Raw genomic sequence first — 15,795 nt, 5'->3', positions numbered from 1 at the left:
AGCGTTGTGCCGTAAACTCCCGCCGATTCCGCCCGTCTGAGCGTCCGCAGTGCCTTCCGTCAGCCTTTCTCGCCAAATGTCTTCATGAGCCACGCCGTCTCGCGCCTGCGCGCCGAACGCCTGGCCCGCAGCATCAAACCCTTCGTCGCCCGTGGTTCCCGTGCACCGCGTTGCCCGGACTGCCGGGTGATCTTCGACTATTGCCTGTGCACCTGGCGCCCGCGGGTAGCTGCCGAATCGGGCATGTGCCTGTTGATGCACGATACCGAGCCGCTAAAACCGACCAATACCGGCTGGCTGATCGCCGACCTTATCGAAGACACCAGTGCCTTTGGCTGGCAGCGCACAGTGGTGGACGAACAGTTGCTGGCGCTGCTCGACCAGCCGCAGTGGCAGCCTTATATCGTCTTCCCCGGTGAGTTCGTCGAAGCGTCGCGGGTAGTGACCGAGGTGCGCCCGGCGTCGGGCAAGCGGCCGCTGTTCATCCTGCTGGACGCGACCTGGACCGAAGCGCGCAAGATGTTCCGCAAGAGCCCGTATCTGGACCGTTTCCCGGTATTGAGCCTGGCGCCGGAGCAGATTTCCCGCTATCGCCTGCGCCGCTCCAAGCGCGATGACCATTTCTGTACGGCGGAAGTGGCGGCCATGTGCCTGGAGCTGGCCGGTGACCAGAACGCCGCGCAAGCGCTGGATGCCTACCTCGACGTCTTCAGCGCCCACTACCTCGGCGCCAAGTTCCAGTTGCCGCTGGATAGCGACGACGCCGTCCATCAGCGACTCAAGCCCTTCCTATAGTCCAAGGGGCAAGTGTTGCACTTTGCTTCATAATGATGAAACTTCCGGATCCAGCACAGAACAGGATCATTAGATCGATGGCCACCTACGAAATCCTGATTGCCGATGACCACCCGCTTTTCCGCAGCGCCCTGCGCCAGGCCGTGACCCTGGGGCTGGGGCCTGATGTGCGCCTGGTGGAAGCCGCCAGCATCGCCGAACTGGAGACCCGCCTCGCCGAGAAATCCGACTGGGACCTGGTCCTGCTCGACCTGAACATGCCGGGAGCCTACGGCTTCTCCGGCCTGGTGCTGCTGCGTGGGCAGTATCCGCAGATCCCGGTGGTGATGGTGTCGGCCCAGGAAGAAGCCGCAGTGGTGGTCAAGTCCCGGGAGTTCGGCGCCAGTGGCTTCATCCCCAAGTCCAGCCCGCTGGAGGAAATCCAGGACGCGGTGCGCAAGGTGCTCGATGGCGAGGTCTGGTGGCCGCCGCAGGCGTTCGAGAAGGTGGATGTCTCCGCCGAGGCCAAGGCCGCCAGCGAAGGCCTGGCCAGCCTGACGCCGCAGCAGTTCCGGGTTCTGACCATGGTCTGCGAAGGTTTGCTGAACAAGCAGATCGCCTATGAGCTGAACGTCTCCGAGGCGACCATCAAGGCCCACGTTACCGCGATCTTCCGCAAGCTGGGCGTGCGTACCCGGACCCAGGCTGCGCTGCTGTTGCAACAGCTGGAATCCGTGTCCTCCAGTTGATCATCGACCTTCACGGTTTTTTGACTCGCGGTGCACTAGTCTGCACCGCTCTCCACAGTCGGAAGTGGTTCTCCCTATGTCGCCCTTCAAAGGTCAGACCGGTTTCAAGCGTGTTTTCAATGCTGCGGGTTATTCCCTCGACGGTCTGCGCGCAGCGTTCTCCGGTGAGGCGGCGTTCCGCCAGCTGGTGCTGCTCAATGTGATCCTGGTGCCGCTGGCGTTCTGGCTGGATGTCAGCCGCGCCGAACGGGCCATCCTGATTGCGGTGTGCCTGCTGGGCCTGATCGTCGAGCTGCTCAACTCGGCCGTCGAGGCGGCGATCGACCGTATTTCCCTTGATCGCCATCCGCTGTCGAAGAACGCCAAGGACATGGGCAGCGCTGCGCAGTTCGTGGCGCTGACCATGGTTGGCCTGGTCTGGGGCGTGATCCTGCTTTAAGCGATGCTGGGCAGGACGATTTCATCGCTGCGCTGCACGCCGGCGGTGAAACTCCTGCACAGTTCGAGGAATTCGCGCATCGCCGAGGTCTGGTATTTCTGCTTGTGCCAGATGAAGTAGAACTGCCGCGCCAGGTCCAGTTCCGGTGTCTCCACCGGCACCAGGCTGCCGCGGCGGAAGGCGTCGCGCAGGGCCAGGCGGGAAATGCAGCCGATGCCCAGGCCGGACTCCACGGCGCGCTTGATCGCTTCGGTATGTTCCAGCTCCAGGCGGATGTTCAGCGCCGAGCGGTGATGACGCATGGCCTGGTCGAAGGTCAGGCGCGTGCCGGAGCCTTCCTCGCGGAGGATCCAGGCCTCGCGGGTCAGTTCCTCGAGAGTGGCGGTGCCGAGCTTGGCCAGCGGGTGCTGGGGCGCGCAGAAGACGATCAGCTCATCCGCGACCCACGGCTGCACCTCCAGATCCGGATGGTTGCAGTCACCCTCGATTAGACCCAGATCAATTTCGTAGTGAGCGACCTGTTGCACGATATGCGCAGTGTTCTGCACATGCAGCTTGACCTGGCTTTCCGGATGGACCTGCATGAAGCTGCCGATCAGCAGGGTCGCCAGGTAGTTGCCGATGGTCAGCGTGGCGCCTACTGCCAGGGAGCCGAAACCGGACTTGCCGTTGAGCAGGTCCTCGATCTCCTTGGCCTGGTCGAGCAGGGCCACGGCCTGGGGCAGCAATTGATGGCCGAGCGCATTGAGGCTCAGGCGCTTGCCCGCGCGATCGAACAACTGGCAGCTGGATTGCCGCTCAAGCTCGGTGATGGACGTACTGGCCGCCGACTGCGACAGCGCAAGCACACTGGCGGCACGCGACACGCTCTGATGCTGGGCGACGGCGACGAAGACCTGAAGCTGACGAAGAGTAAATCGCATATCTATATAACCGATAAGACATATCTTGATAATTCATTTAACAGATATTGTCCTCCGCATTAAACTATCGCGCAATCGCGCTCTCGGTTTTAGCGCTGCGTTTTTCTCAGGAGCCCCCTTACATGAGCAACATGAACCACGAACGTGTCCTCAGTGTGCACCACTGGAACGACACCCTGTTCAGCTTCAAGTGCACCCGCGACCCGGGCCTGCGCTTCGAGAACGGTCAGTTCGTGATGATCGGCCTGCAACAGCCCAACGGCCGCCCGCTCATGCGTGCTTACTCCATCGCCAGCCCGAACTGGGAAGAGCACCTGGAGTTCTTCAGCATCAAGGTGCCGGACGGTCCGCTGACCTCCCAGCTGCAGCACCTGAAGGAAGGCGATGAGGTAATCATCAGCAAGAAGCCTACCGGCACCCTGGTCCTCGACGACCTGAACCCGGGCAAGCACCTGTACCTGCTCAGCACCGGCACCGGCCTGGCGCCATTCATGAGCGTCATCCAGGACCCGGAAACCTACGAGCGTTTCGAGAAGGTCATCCTGGTCCACGGTGTTCGCTACGTGAACGAAGTCGCCTACCGCGAGTTCATCACCGAGCACCTGCCGCAGAACGAATTCTTCGGTGAAGCGCTGCGTGACAAGCTGATCTACTACCCGACCGTTACCCGCGAGCCGTTCGAGAACCAGGGCCGCCTGACCGACCTGATGCGCAGCGGCAAGCTGTTCAGCGACATCGGCCTGCCGCCGATCAATCCGCAGGACGACCGCGCGATGATCTGCGGTAGCCCGAGCATGCTGGACGAAACCAGCGAAGTGCTGGACAGCTTCGGCCTGAAGATCTCGCCGCGCATGCGCGAGCCGGGTGATTACCTGATCGAGCGTGCTTTCGTCGAGAAGTAAGCTGATATGAAAAAAGCGCAGGCATTGGCCTGCGCTTTTTTTTGGGGAGCTGCAAGCTGTAAGCCGCAAGTGATAAGTAAAAGCTGCGGCGGCGCGGACTGCTTTCTCTTGCGGCTTGAAGCTTGTGGCTTATAGCTCCCAGAGGGTTCAGCAGCGCTCAGGATCAGCCACCACTTCCAGCACCCTGATCCTTTCCATCTCCGGATAGTGCCATCTGACCTGCACATCCCAGAACTTGACCCCATACACTCGCTCCGGCGGCGGCACCTGGTAGGCCGGCCGCGGATCCTGGGCCAGGCACTGCTCGATCAGTTCCACCAGGGGCTCAACCAGCCGCTGGGCATGCTCATGGGCCTGCACCAGCGCCTCATCGCTCCATTCCACGGCGATGGCCGCAGGTGGCGCACTGGCCATGCTGTTGCTCGCCCCGACGATACTGTCAGCGTAGGGCACATATGGCTTGATATCGAGAACAGGCGTACCGTCCAGCAGATCGATGCCTGACAACCACAGCCGACCCGGCTCGACCTTCTCCAGCCTCACCACCGACTGACCGATACCGTTGGGCCGATGGGTCGCCCGGGTTGCGAAAACGCCCATGGAGGTATTGCCGCCCAGACGCGGCGGGCGCACCTTCAGCCGGGGCTTTTCTTCCAGCGCCTGGTGAAACAGGAACAGCAGCCACACATGGCTGCACTGTTCCAGGCCGGCCACGGCCTCGCCGGTATCGAACGGTGGTACCAGTTCCAGCACGCCACGGGCCGCCGGGGCCAGTTGCGGCTGACGCGGAATGGCGAACTTCTCCTTGAAACAGGAGCGCACGAAGCCGACTGGCGAGACCTTGTAGTCCATCAGCGATTCAGCCACGGATCCGCTGGCTCAGGCCCTTGAGGAAATTGCGCAGCAGCTGGTCACCGCACGGGCGGAAGTTGTCGTGCCCGACCTTGCGGAACAGCGCGCTCAGCTCGGTCTTGGACACCGGGAAGTTCACCGCCTTGAGCAGGGCGAGGATATCGTCGTCCTTCAGCTCGAAGGCCACCCGCAGCTTCTTGAGGATGGTGTTGTTGCTGACCGGCAGTTCGATCGGTGGCAGCGGGCGGCTTTCATCCCGACCACGGCGGAAGATCACCAGACCATCGAGAAAATGCGCCATGACGTCGTCCGGGCAATGCACGAAGTCCTTGTCGTCGTCCTTCTTCAGGTAGTTGGCCATGTCCGTGTCATTCAGCTTGAAGCCGTTGCTGCGGGCGATCTGGGCCATCTTGGTGTCGGAAATGTCCAGCATGTAGCGCAGGCTGCGCAGTACGTCGTTGTGAATCATCTACAGAGTCCTGTTCGGGAGCGTCGCCAGTGTGGCGCGGCTCAGAATTTTTCCTTGGTTTCCAGGTAGCGCCATTGCCCGGCCGGCAGCTTGCCCATGGCCACGCCGCCCAGGCGGATGCGGCGCATGCCGACCACCTGCAGGCCGACGCTACGGCACAGCAGTTCGATCAGGCCGGGTGCCGGGTTCTTGAGGACCATGCGCAGGCGCGTTTCGTTTTGCCAGCTGGCCTTGACCGCTGGCAGCTCCTGGCCCTTCCACTCGAAGCCGCGGTTCAGGCGCTCCAGGCCGTGCTTGATGATCTCGCCGCTGACTTCCACCACGTATTCCTGTTCCAGCTTGCGCAGGTCCGAGGTGATCTTGCGCTCGGTGCGCCAGTCCTGGGTGTACACCTGCAGGCCGCTGGCACCGGCTTGCAGCTCGGCCAGGCACTTGAGGCGGGCGAAATGCCCGCGCAGGGCACGGCGGCCTTCGGCATGGGCGGCGGAGAGGGTCTCGGGTGTCATGCCCTGGCGGCCGCTTTCGGCGTTCTGCCCGGCCTCCTGATGCAGCAGCAGGGTTACCGGCTCTGGCGCATCGGCCTTGGCGCCCGGCAGCAGGGCTACGACCTGCTGATCGACCTGGAACTGCGGCTCGTCGATGACCTCGCCATCCACGGTGACCCAGCCGCCACCGATATAGAGTTCGGCCTCGCGACGGGAGCAGCCCAGTTGGGCGATAAGGCGTTTGGAAAGGCGGGTGGTTTCAGACATTGAGGAGGGCCGTGTTGCGAAGGAATGGAAAGCATTGTAACCGGCTGCGGGGATGTGGCGGCCGGCTGAAAAAAACAAAGCCCCGGAAAGGGGCTTTGTCTGATCCGCTGAGGGCTTAGATCGGCTCGGCCCAGAGGTCGTACTCGTCGGCGTCCACCACCCGGCAGCGCACCTTGTCGCCCGGCTTGAAGCCGTGATCGCCGTCGATGAACACGTTGCCGTCGATTTCCGGGGCATCGAAGAAACTACGGCCTACCGAGCCCTGCTCCTCGACTTCGTCGATCAGCACTTCGATCTCGCGACCGATGCGCAGTTGCAGGCGGGCGCTGCTGATGGCCTGCTGGTGGGCCATGAAGCGGTCCCAGCGGTCCTGCTTGATCTCGTCCGGGACTTCGTCCAGGCCCAGGTCATTGGCCGGCGCGCCTTCCACAGGCGAGTACTGGAAGCAGCCGACGCGGTCGAGCTGGGCTTCGGTCAGCCAGTCCAGCAGGTACTGGAAGTCTTCCTCGGTTTCGCCGGGGAAGCCGACGATGAAGGTCGAGCGGATGATCAGGTCCGGGCACTGTTCGCGCCATTTCTTGATCCGCGCCAGGGTGCGGTCTTCGAAGGCCGGGCGCTTCATCGACTTCAGCACTTTCGGGCTGGCGTGCTGGAACGGGATGTCCAGGTACGGCAGGATCTTGCCGGCGGCCATCAGCGGGATCACGTCGTCCACGTTCGGGTACGGGTAGACATAGTGCAGGCGAACCCAGGCACCCAGGCTGCTGAGGGCTTCACACAGCTCCAGCATGCGGGTCTTGACCGGGCGGCCGTTCCAGAAATCGGTCTTGTACTTGACGTCGACGCCGTAGGCGCTGGTGTCCTGGGAAATCACCAGGATCTCCTTGACCCCGGCCTTGACCAGGCGCTCGGCCTCGCTCAGCACTTCGCCGACCGGGCGGCTGACCAGCTTGCCGCGCATCGACGGGATGATGCAGAAGCTGCAGCTGTGGTTGCAGCCCTCGGAAATCTTCAGGTAGGCGTAGTGGCGCGGGGTCAGCTTGACGCCCTGTGGCGGCATCAGGTCGATCAGCGGGTTGTGGTCCTGGCGTGGCGGCACCACTTCGTGGACGGCGCTGACCACCTGCTCGTACTGCTGCGGACCGGTCACGGCCAGCACGCTCGGGTGCACGTCGCGGATATTGCCTTCCTCGACGCCCATGCAGCCGGTGACGATGACCTTGCCGTTTTCCTTGATGGCTTCGCCGATCACTTCCAGGGATTCGGCCTTGGCCGAGTCGATGAAGCCGCAGGTGTTGACCACCACCACATCAGCGTCCTGATAGGTAGGCACGACTTCGTAGCCTTCCATCCGCAGCTGGGTGAGGATGCGCTCGGAATCGACGAGGGCCTTCGGGCACCCGAGTGAGACGAACCCTACCTTCGGCGTGGTGGGAGTAGCGGTGGTGGACATGGCTAACCTCGGTGTAGAGGGGCTGCCGCGTGGATAACGAAAGGCAGCCCTGCTGGGCGCTTCCAGGCGCCTCTGATCAAAAAGTGCGCAATTCTAGCGAGCGTTCGCGTGCTTGACCAGCAGAAAAACGACGAATGCTGCGCTGGTTACCTCCAAGGCTATTGGGCGATGAGAATAGCTGCTTTTCCCGGCTCACCTCTCGCTTCAGCGATCCGACGAATCGCGAGGAGGAAGATCTCTTCTCCGCCAGGCTCGTCGATTTCCTCGAGCGCGGCAGCGAGATACTCAAGGGCAAAATCCTCGTCATCCCGCAGCATGCCGAGAACGCTGTCTTCATGAAACTGGGTACGAGCTGTCATTTCACTTCACCTTGTGAGATTTCCAGGAGTCTTGGTGGGATCGATGTGTTGTTGAACAGGCACCTCCTTGTGAGGTGGGAGAGGAGTGTAGCCACTGTCCAGTGGCATACGGCGGACGGAAATGTGAGCGTTTATTTAGTGCCTGGGTGAGAGCGTTCCTTGACGGCAGAGTCACCCAGCCAGCAGAAAAACGACGAACGCTGCGCTATGCTTCGCCGCGTTACGCCTGTGTCAATTTATGACAAGCGCAACGCGGTTCGGCCGACGGGAAAATTCATCGCGTCTGGCACGAGATTCACCGGTTTCCGGTTCTTTTTTGCGGGAGTGGTTGATGGGTCAGGCAAGCAGTGAAGCCGCTGCAGGGCATGGGGCGACCAAGTCGTTGGGCCTGCTGGTGGCAGCTGTCGGGGTGGTCTATGGCGATATCGGGACCAGCCCCTTGTATACCCTCAAGGAAGTCTTTACCGGCGGTTATGGGGTGCCGGTCAACCATGATGGTGTGTTGGGCATTCTTTCCCTGATCGCCTGGTCGCTGATCTGGGTGGTGTCGTTCAAGTACGTGACCTTCATCCTGCGCGCCGACAACCAGGGCGAGGGCGGGGTCATGGCCCTGACGGCCCTGGCGACCCGTGCGGCGGGGGCGCGGCCGAAGTTGAAGGCATTGATGGTGGCCTGCGGCCTGATCGGCGCCGCACTGTTCTATGGCGACAGCATGATCACCCCGGCGGTCTCGGTACTGTCCGCGGTGGAGGGGATGGAGCTGGCCTTCGACGGCATCGATCACTGGGTGGTGCCCATCGCCCTGATCGTGCTGGTGGCACTGTTCCTGGTGCAGAAACACGGCACGGCGAAGATCGGCATCCTCTTCGGGCCGGTGATGGTCACCTGGTTCGTGGTGCTGGGGCTGCTCGGCCTGCACGGCATCTCGCAGAGCCCCGAGGTGCTCAAGGCGTTCAACCCGGTGTGGGCGGTGCGCTTCTTCATCGTCCATCCGGGCATTGGCGTGGCCGTCCTCGGCGCCGTGGTGCTGGCACTGACCGGCGCCGAAGCGCTGTACGCCGACATGGGCCATTTCGGCCGCAAGCCCATTGCCCGCGCCTGGTTCGCCCTGGTGTTGCCGGCCCTGGTGCTGAACTACTTTGGCCAGGGCGCCTTGCTCCTGCAGAACCCGGACGCCGCGCGCAATCCGTTCTATCTGCTGGCGCCATCCTGGGCCCTGCTGCCGCTGATCGCGCTGGCCACCCTGGCCACGGTGATCGCCTCCCAGGCGGTGATATCCGGAGCCTTCTCCCTGACCCGCCAGGCCATCCAGCTCGGCTATATCCCGCGCATGCAGATCCAGCACACCTCCAGTGACGAGCAGGGGCAGATCTACATCGGTGCGGTGAACTGGTCGCTGATGGTGGCGGTGGTCCTTCTGGTGATCGGCTTCGAGTCCTCAGGCGCCCTGGCTGCGGCCTATGGCGTGGCGGTGACCGGTACCATGCTGATGACTACGTTGCTGGTCTCGACGGTGATGCTGCTGTTGTGGAAATGGCCGCCGCTGCTGGCCGTGCCGATTCTCATCGGTTTCCTGCTGGTGGACGGTCTGTTCTTCGCCGCCAACCTGCCCAAGGTGGTCCAGGGCGGTGCCTTCCCGGTATTGGCCGGCGCGGTGTTGCTGTTGTTGATGAGTACCTGGAAGCGCGGCAAGCAGATCCTGGTGGAGCGGATCGACGAAGGTGCGCTGCCGCTGCCGGTGTTCATCGGCAGTATTCGCGTGCAGCCACCGCATCGGGTTGAAGGGACCGCAGTGTTCCTCACGGCGCGGGCAGATGCCGTGCCGCACGCGCTGTTGCACAACCTGCTGCATAACCAGGTGCTGCACAGCCAGGTGGTGCTGTTGACCGTGGTCAGCGAAGACCGGCCGCGGGTGCCGGAGCAGGAGCGTTTCGAAGTCGAGGCGTATGGCGACGGGTTCTTCCGGGTGCTGCTGCACTTCGGCTTTATGGACGAGCCCGACGTACCGGCGGCGTTGCGCCTGTGTCACCTGGACGAGCTGGACTTCAGTCCGATGCGCACGACCTATTTCCTCAGTCGGGAGACGGTGATCGCGTCGCGGCTGGAAGGCATGGCGCGGTGGCGGGGGAATCTGTTCGCCTTCCTGCTGAAGAATGCCAACGGGAACTTGCGGTTCTTCAATCTGCCGTTGAACCGGGTGATCGAGTTGGGGACTCAGGTCGAGATCTGAGGTGCTTTTGAGGGCCCTATCGCTGGCAAGCCAGCTCCCACAGGTCCAGCGGTGCACGCGATACCTGTGGGAGCTGGCTTGCCAGCGATGGGGGCCTAAGGCCTACATCAATTTTGCTCAGCCACGCTGGTCTTTCCCTGACGGCTTTCGATCTCCCCGATCAGCTTGCGCGCCAGCGCCGGGTAGTTCTCGTCGAAGTGGTGACCGCCCGGCAGCTTGAGCTTCTCGCCCACCGCCGTGTTCTCGGTGCAGCCGCTTTCGTCGGTTTCTTCCACGCCATACACGCAGAGCACCTTGGCCGCCGGCATCTTGGCCATTTCCGGACCGGTCGGGGCCTCCTTGCCTTCCTGGCCCAGCCAGCCTTCCACTTCGATCTCGAAACTGCCGCTGCGGGCAAAGGCCAGCAGGATCACGGCGTCGATGCGCTTCTGGTCTTCGGCGGGCAGACGGTTGTAGATCGCCGGCAGAACGTCGGCGCCGAAGGAATAGCCGGTCAGGACGAAGCGCTTGGTGCCCCATTTCTGCCGGTAGTGCTGCATCAGTTCGGACAGGTCGACGGCGCTCTGCTCCGGGGTCTTGTGCTGCCAGTAGTAACGCAGGGTGTCGATGCCCACCACCGGGTAACCCAGCTTGGCCATTTCGCCGGCGACATCACGGTCGAGGTCGCGCCAGCCACCGTCACCCGAGAGGAACAGGGTCACGGTGTCGGTGGTCTGGCCGGCGGGAACCTCGACCACCGGGATGCTCATGGCATTGCCATCTTCGCCCAGCAGGGCCGTGGTCAATTGGGCCTTGAGCACTTGCGGCAGGTGCACGTCGTAGTCGGAGATGCTGGTCTCGGCATTGGCCTGGTCGCGCACGAAGGCGGCGCTGGCGTCGTCCGGGTTGTCGTTCCAGGCCACGTTCCAGTGGCCGTGTGGCGCCGACTTGGCGACCGGAAGGGTGCAGCCCGGACGCTCCAGGTTGAAGTCCACGGAAATCGCCTGGGCCTTGTCGTCTTTCTGCGCGGCCAACCAGTCCCAGGCCAGGTTGGCGCCAGGGCCGATACCGGCGACCAGGGTCGGGGCGCCCTTGAGCTGGTCGGTGGCGAGTTGCACGGCCTTTTGCTGCAGGTTGCAGTCGCCCAGCGGCAGGCTGACCTGGACCAATTGCGCTTCACCGCTCTGGCTCAGGTCCAGCAGTTGCTTGTCGCTCAGCAGTTGATCCTGCGGCGAGGCGATCACTACCCGGGCCTTGGCCTCGGTGCCGGGGATGACGCGTACCGCATTGCTGCCGTCGCCGAGGGTGATGTGCTCCAGATGGGCCTGCGGAGCGGGACGGGTCCACAGCCAGAAGCCTGCCGCTGCTGCCAGCAGCGCCGCGAGCAGCGCGCCGAGCAGGTAATACCAGTAACGTCGAATCATCAGCGTTTCACCAATCCTGTAAGACCGCCCGCGATCAGGGCGGCGGTATCGGCCAGTGCGACCAGCGGATCGAGTCCGGCAGGGACGGCCATGTAACGGGGTTCCCAGTCAGGCTGGAATTTGTCTTTGAAGCGGCGCAGGCCCTGGAAGTTGTAGAGCTGCTCGCCGCGCTGGAACACCATCGAGCCCAAACGCTGGGTCAGTGGCGCGCCGCGCCGCGGCTGCAGGCCCGAGAGGGGCACCATGCCAAGGCTGAAGCGGGCATATCCATGCTGTTTATAATGTTGGATCAGGCCGATCATCATGAATTCCATGGTCAGCTTCGGCGCCTCCGGATGGGCGCGCATCAAGTCGAGACTGGCCAGCTCGCGACTGTGGGTTTCCAGCAGGTTGGCAAACGCCACCGGTTGGCCCTGGAAGCGGATCAGGGCGATGCGGAAGTGTTGCAGGTATTCTTCGCTGAAGCGGCCAAGGGAGAAGCCCTTTTCCCGTACATTCTTGCCGGTGAGCCAGGCGTCGGAAATGGCCTTCAGCTCTTCCAGCGGCGCCTGGCCGGGTTCGTGGATCTCCAGGCTCAGGCCATCGCGGCCACCACGGTTCCAGGTGTAGCGCAGGTCCTTCATCTCCTTGCCCTTGGCTTCCAGGTCGAAGCGCAGCAGGTTGACCCGTGCTTCTTCGCCCAGCTTGATCGCGGTCAGGCCGATGTCCATGTAGAAGGGCAGGTTCTCCGCGCGCACCTGGTAGAACACCGGGCGGGCGTGGTGGATATCGCAGAGGTCGCGGAACTGCCAGATCATCTCGGCGCGGCGCTGGGTCGGGCCGATTGGGTCGTACAGCGCCACCAGGCTGCGGCCGCGGCGCGCGTACATCAGGAACGCGTCATCGTTGGGATGAAACAGCAGCGCCTTGTCCCCGGTCAGGGCCAGGCCGCCGTCAGGCTGGTCCGAAGCCAGCAGGATACGGTTGGCGCGCTGCAGCTCCTCGGCGGTCGGCAGGTGGATGGTGGGGCGGGCGGTGCGCAGCAGCCAGGTCAGGGCCAGTACCACCAACAGCACGGCGCTGCCCAGGGCCGAGCGCAAGCCGCGCGGTGCGTCGGCATCCAGGGTGAACTGCCACCAGAGTTGATGGCTGTAGGGCACGTCCTGGTAGGCGAACAGCAGCAACCAGATCGATGCCCCGACCACGCAGGCGCTGGCCACCAGGTAGACCGGCGAGAACGGCAGTTCCAGCAGGCGGCTCGGGCGATAGAACGAGCGGCGGAACAGGGCCAGCAGGCTCGCCGTGAAGATCATGATGCTGGCTTCTTCCCAGTCGAAGCCCTTGAGCAGGGAGAGCAGGGCGCCGACCAGCAGCAATATGGTGGTCAGCATCCAGGCCGCGGACAGACGGCGGCGCAGGCCCTGGGCCAGTAACAGGCAGAGCACACCGATCAGGCTGGCGCCGAAATGCGACGCGTCGATCAGGCGGTGCGGGATCAGGAAGCCGAGGTGCTTGAGGCGGGTATCGATCTCCGGGGTGGCGCCGGAAAACAGCAGGACCACGCCGGAGAGAAACACCAGCACTGCCAGCACCGGTGCGGCGAGGCCCGAAGCGACCTTGATTGCCTGCTGGGCAAAGAGGAAGCGCCGCGCTTCGCTGGCCAGCAGGATCACGCAGGCCACCAGCATCGGCAGCACCACATAGATCAGGCGGTACAGCAGCAGGGCGGCAGCCAGCGGTGCGGCGCCCAACTGGTTGGCAAAGGCGGCGAGCAGGATCGCTTCGAAGACGCCGACGCCGCCTGGGACGTGACTGAGTACGCCAGCCGCCAGGGCCAGCAGGTAGACCAGCAGGAAGGCGCCGAAGGGCGGGGCTTCGGGCAGCAGCAGGTAAAGCACGGTTGCAGCGGCGGCCACGTCCAGCGCGGTGATGACCAGTTGCAGCAGGGTCAGCCTGGCGCCCGGCAGGCGCAGGGTGCGGCGTCCGACCCGGGTCAGCAGGGCATGGGCGAACGGCTGTTCCGGCAGGCGACGACGATAGAGGCCGTAGGCGAGGGCGGCGCTGAGCAGCAGGACCGCGATGGCAATGCTGCCGAGCACGCTGGCCGGCAGGCGCAGTGCTTCGGCCGCCGCCGGCAGGTTGCTCAGGGTCGCCAATGCTGCCAGGGGCGGCAGGGCGCAACCCAGCGACAGGCTGGCGAACAAGGTCATGCGCGCCACTTCGGCGGCACCGATGCCCTGGCGGGCATACAGGCGATAACGCACGGAACCGCCGGAAAGCAGCGACAGGCCGATGGCATTGCCGATGGCAAAGGCACAGAAACCGCCCATGACCAGGCTGCCCGCTGGCAGCCTGACATCGGCGTAGCGGCTCGCCGACCACTCGTAGCCGAGCAGGATCACGAAACCGACGACGGTCGCCAGCAAGCCACCGCCCAGCGCAGGCAGGGGCACGCTCAGCAACTGGTCGTGCAGGGCGTAGATATCCAGCTCGCTGAGCAGGTGACGACAGGCGATCAGGGCTATCCCGAACAACACCAGGGTCACGGCCAGGCCGATGGGTTGACGATACTTGCTCAGCAGATCGAGCCAGCGCAGACGGCTGGGGGCGATGGGATGGGCGGCGGTAACGGGAATGTCGGTTTCAGCGGTTGGGCGCATCAATCACCTCGGGGACTGTGCGCGACAGGATGGGAGTATCCGGTCAATTTACCAATCCCTATGGAATAATAATGTCTAAATATTACTAGCGTTCAGGCGGATCCGTGCCGGTCATGTTAGTTAAAGAATATTCACATTGCTGCCCGGGGGATCAGAGGCAGGCGAGGTTTTTCCGACGCATACGAAAAAGGCCAATCTTTCGATTGGCCTTTTTCTGTATCTGGTTGCGGGAGCCGGATTTGAACCGACGACCTTCGGGTTATGAGCCCGACGAGCTACCAGGCTGCTCCATCCCGCGTCTGATGGGTGCGCATTCTACAGCCTCGCTTCTGGCTGTCAATGCTTAATTGTTGATTTTCTTGAAAAACCTTCACGCCACTGATTTAGGGGCAAACGAAAAAGGCCAATCTTTCGATTGGCCTTTTTCTTGAATCTGGTTGCGGGAGCCGGATTTGAACCGACGACCTTCGGGTTATGAGCCCGACGAGCTACCAGGCTGCTCCATCCCGCGCCTGTGGGATCGAATTCTACAGGGATGCATTTCCCTGTCAAGCAAAAGCTGAAAAAAATCCTTTTTTCTTCAGATGGTTAGCATTCCTGAGCGTTTCACTGGCGCTGGGTGTCAGAGCGCAGCCGCGCTAATCGGGGGTTATGCAGAGGTTTGATGCGGCCGGGCAGGGCGAGTGAGATACTGCGCGTACGATTTTTCTGCATTAACGGTCATCCATGCGCCAACGCAAGATCATTCATATCGACTGCGATTGCTTCTACGCGGCCATCGAGATGCGTGACGACCCGCGTCTGGCAGGGCGACCGCTGGCGGTGGGCGGTTCGGCGGAGCGGCGTGGGGTGATCGCCACCTGCAACTACGAAGCCCGTGCTTTCGGGGTGCGTTCGGCGATGTCGTCGCGGCATGCCTTGGGCCTGTGTCCGGACCTGTTGATCGTCAAGCCGCGGATGGATGCCTATAAGGAAGCCTCCCGGGAAATCCACAATGTGTTCCGTGAATACACCGACCTGATCGAGCCATTGTCGCTGGACGAGGCCTATCTGGACGTAACCGACAGCCAGCGCTGTTCCGGCAGCGGCACCCTGATTGCCCAGGACATTCGCCGCAAGATATCCCAGCGCCTGCATATCACCGTCTCCGCCGGTGTTGCGCCGAACAAGTTCCTGGCCAAGATCGCCAGCGACTGGCGCAAGCCCAACGGCTGCTTCGTGATTACCCCGGTGGAAGTCGAGGACTTCGTCGCCGAGCTACCCGTGAGCAAGCTGCATGGGGTGGGCAAGGTGACGGCGGACAAGCTGCATCGCCTGGGTATCGTGACCTGTCTCGATCTTCGGCAGTGGGAGCGCCTGACGCTGGTGCGGGAATTTGGTGGGTTTGGCGAGCGTTTGTTCAACCTGGCCCGTGGGATCGATGAGCGCCCGGTGCAGAACGATAGTCGGCGCCAGTCTGTCAGCGTGGAAAATACCTACGACCAGGACCTGCCGGATCTGGCCAGTTGCCTGGAAAAACTGCCTGAACTGCTCGAATCGCTTAATGGCCGGATGGAGCGAATCGACAGCAGCTATCGTCCCGGCAAGCCGTTCGTGAAGGTCAAGTTCCATGACTTCAGCCAGACCACCCTGGAGCAGGCGGGGGCAGGGCGGGATCTGCAGAGCTACCAGCAGTTGCTCAGCCAGGCGTTCGCCCGGGGCGGGCGGCCGGTTCGCTTGCTGGGGATCGGTGTGCGTTTGCTGGATCTGCGGGGTGCCCATGAGCAGATGGAGCTGTTTCCCGCTTAAACCTATTGGGGCCGCTTCGCAGCCCTTCGCGAGCAAGCTCGCTCCCACAGGGCATGCGCGGAT

At 63.0% G+C, this 15,795-nt stretch carries 14 protein-coding genes and 2 tRNA genes; 6 read left to right on the top strand and 10 right to left on the bottom strand.

Translation table 11 applies throughout. The annotated features are described in order from the left end of the window. Window positions 1-84 precede the first annotated feature (84 nt). The 3 genes from PSEMO_RS28240 (at window position 85) to PSEMO_RS28230 (ending at window position 1,962) form a co-directional block, all read left to right on the top strand. Window positions 85-795, top strand: a complete 711-nt coding sequence (locus tag PSEMO_RS28240) for a tRNA-uridine aminocarboxypropyltransferase (RefSeq protein WP_075806164.1) — start codon at window positions 85-87, stop codon at window positions 793-795. Between the two features lie 77 nt (window positions 796-872). After that, the gene (gene erdR, locus PSEMO_RS28235) at window positions 873-1,523 is read left to right on the top strand and encodes a response regulator transcription factor ErdR (protein ID WP_075806163.1); all 651 of its coding nucleotides are present in this window, start codon (window positions 873-875) and stop codon (window positions 1,521-1,523) included. Between the two features lie 76 nt (window positions 1,524-1,599). Further along, window positions 1,600-1,962 (top strand): diacylglycerol kinase, encoded by a 363-nt coding sequence (locus tag PSEMO_RS28230; RefSeq protein ID WP_009395173.1) that lies wholly within the window; start codon window positions 1,600-1,602, stop codon window positions 1,960-1,962. Here PSEMO_RS28230 and PSEMO_RS28225 read toward each other — a convergent pair. Next, window positions 1,959-2,885, bottom strand: a complete 927-nt coding sequence (locus PSEMO_RS28225; RefSeq protein WP_075806162.1) for a LysR family transcriptional regulator — start codon at window positions 2,883-2,885, stop codon at window positions 1,959-1,961. The genes PSEMO_RS28230 and PSEMO_RS28225 overlap by 4 nt on opposite strands. 122 nt (window positions 2,886-3,007) lie before the next feature. Between PSEMO_RS28225 and fpr the strand changes: the two genes are divergently transcribed. Next, window positions 3,008-3,787, top strand: coding sequence for a ferredoxin-NADP reductase (gene fpr / locus PSEMO_RS28220; protein WP_075806161.1), 780 nt, complete (start codon window positions 3,008-3,010; stop codon window positions 3,785-3,787). Window positions 3,788-3,934: 147 nt separating this feature from the next. Here the strand turns inward: fpr and tsaA are convergent, their stop codons facing one another. The 5 genes from tsaA to PSEMO_RS28195 all read right to left on the bottom strand — a co-directional run bounded on the left by tsaA (window position 3,935) and on the right by PSEMO_RS28195 (window position 7,672). Beyond that, window positions 3,935-4,639: a tRNA (N6-threonylcarbamoyladenosine(37)-N6)-methyltransferase TrmO gene (tsaA, locus tag PSEMO_RS28215; RefSeq protein WP_075806296.1), complete on the bottom strand. Its 705-nt coding sequence runs from the start codon at window positions 4,637-4,639 to the stop codon at window positions 3,935-3,937. 7 nt (window positions 4,640-4,646) lie between these two features. Next, window positions 4,647-5,108 carry a YehS family protein gene (locus tag PSEMO_RS28210; protein WP_075806160.1) on the bottom strand — a complete coding sequence of 154 codons (462 nt, stop codon included), beginning with the start codon at window positions 5,106-5,108 and terminating at the stop codon, window positions 4,647-4,649. A 41-nt stretch (window positions 5,109-5,149) separates the two neighbouring features. Continuing rightward, the gene (locus PSEMO_RS28205; RefSeq protein ID WP_075806159.1) at window positions 5,150-5,860 is read right to left on the bottom strand and encodes an rRNA pseudouridine synthase; all 711 of its coding nucleotides are present in this window, start codon (window positions 5,858-5,860) and stop codon (window positions 5,150-5,152) included. A gap of 115 nt (window positions 5,861-5,975) precedes the next feature. Then, window positions 5,976-7,313 (bottom strand): 30S ribosomal protein S12 methylthiotransferase RimO, encoded by a 1,338-nt coding sequence (gene rimO / locus PSEMO_RS28200; RefSeq protein WP_075806158.1) that lies wholly within the window; start codon window positions 7,311-7,313, stop codon window positions 5,976-5,978. Between the two features lie 158 nt (window positions 7,314-7,471). After that, window positions 7,472-7,672: a hypothetical protein gene (locus PSEMO_RS28195; protein WP_372239146.1), complete on the bottom strand. Its 201-nt coding sequence runs from the start codon at window positions 7,670-7,672 to the stop codon at window positions 7,472-7,474. Between the two features lie 331 nt (window positions 7,673-8,003). Here PSEMO_RS28195 and PSEMO_RS28190 point away from each other — a divergent pair, with 331 nt between their 5' ends. Then, the gene (locus PSEMO_RS28190; protein ID WP_075806157.1) at window positions 8,004-9,902 is read left to right on the top strand and encodes a potassium transporter Kup; all 1,899 of its coding nucleotides are present in this window, start codon (window positions 8,004-8,006) and stop codon (window positions 9,900-9,902) included. 107 nt (window positions 9,903-10,009) lie between these two features. On the opposite strand, the gene PSEMO_RS28185 is transcribed toward PSEMO_RS28190, so the two are convergent. From PSEMO_RS28185 to PSEMO_RS28170, 4 genes are all read right to left on the bottom strand, one after another. Beyond that, window positions 10,010-11,305, bottom strand: a complete 1,296-nt coding sequence (locus PSEMO_RS28185) for a virulence factor family protein (protein ID WP_075806156.1) — start codon at window positions 11,303-11,305, stop codon at window positions 10,010-10,012. Continuing rightward, window positions 11,305-13,944, bottom strand: coding sequence for a bifunctional lysylphosphatidylglycerol flippase/synthetase MprF (mprF, locus tag PSEMO_RS28180; protein WP_075806155.1), 2,640 nt, complete (start codon window positions 13,942-13,944; stop codon window positions 11,305-11,307). The genes PSEMO_RS28185 and mprF overlap by 1 nt, the downstream gene beginning before the upstream one ends. 221 nt (window positions 13,945-14,165) lie before the next feature. Continuing rightward, a tRNA-Met gene (locus PSEMO_RS28175) sits at window positions 14,166-14,242 on the bottom strand. 136 nt (window positions 14,243-14,378) lie between these two features. Further along, window positions 14,379-14,455: transfer RNA gene (locus PSEMO_RS28170), tRNA-Met, on the bottom strand. Window positions 14,456-14,670: 215 nt separating this feature from the next. On the opposite strand from PSEMO_RS28170, the gene dinB reads away from it, so the two are divergent. Beyond that, window positions 14,671-15,732 (top strand): DNA polymerase IV, encoded by a 1,062-nt coding sequence (gene dinB / locus PSEMO_RS28165; RefSeq protein ID WP_075806154.1) that lies wholly within the window; start codon window positions 14,671-14,673, stop codon window positions 15,730-15,732. Window positions 15,733-15,795: the final 63 nt, after the last annotated feature.

Source organism: Pseudomonas putida (assembly GCF_001941965.1).
GTDB classification, from domain to species: Bacteria; Pseudomonadota; Gammaproteobacteria; order Pseudomonadales; family Pseudomonadaceae; genus Aquipseudomonas; species Aquipseudomonas putida_L.
Note: the sequence above shows the minus strand (reverse complement) of the source record. Positions and strands in the feature narration are given on the sequence as shown.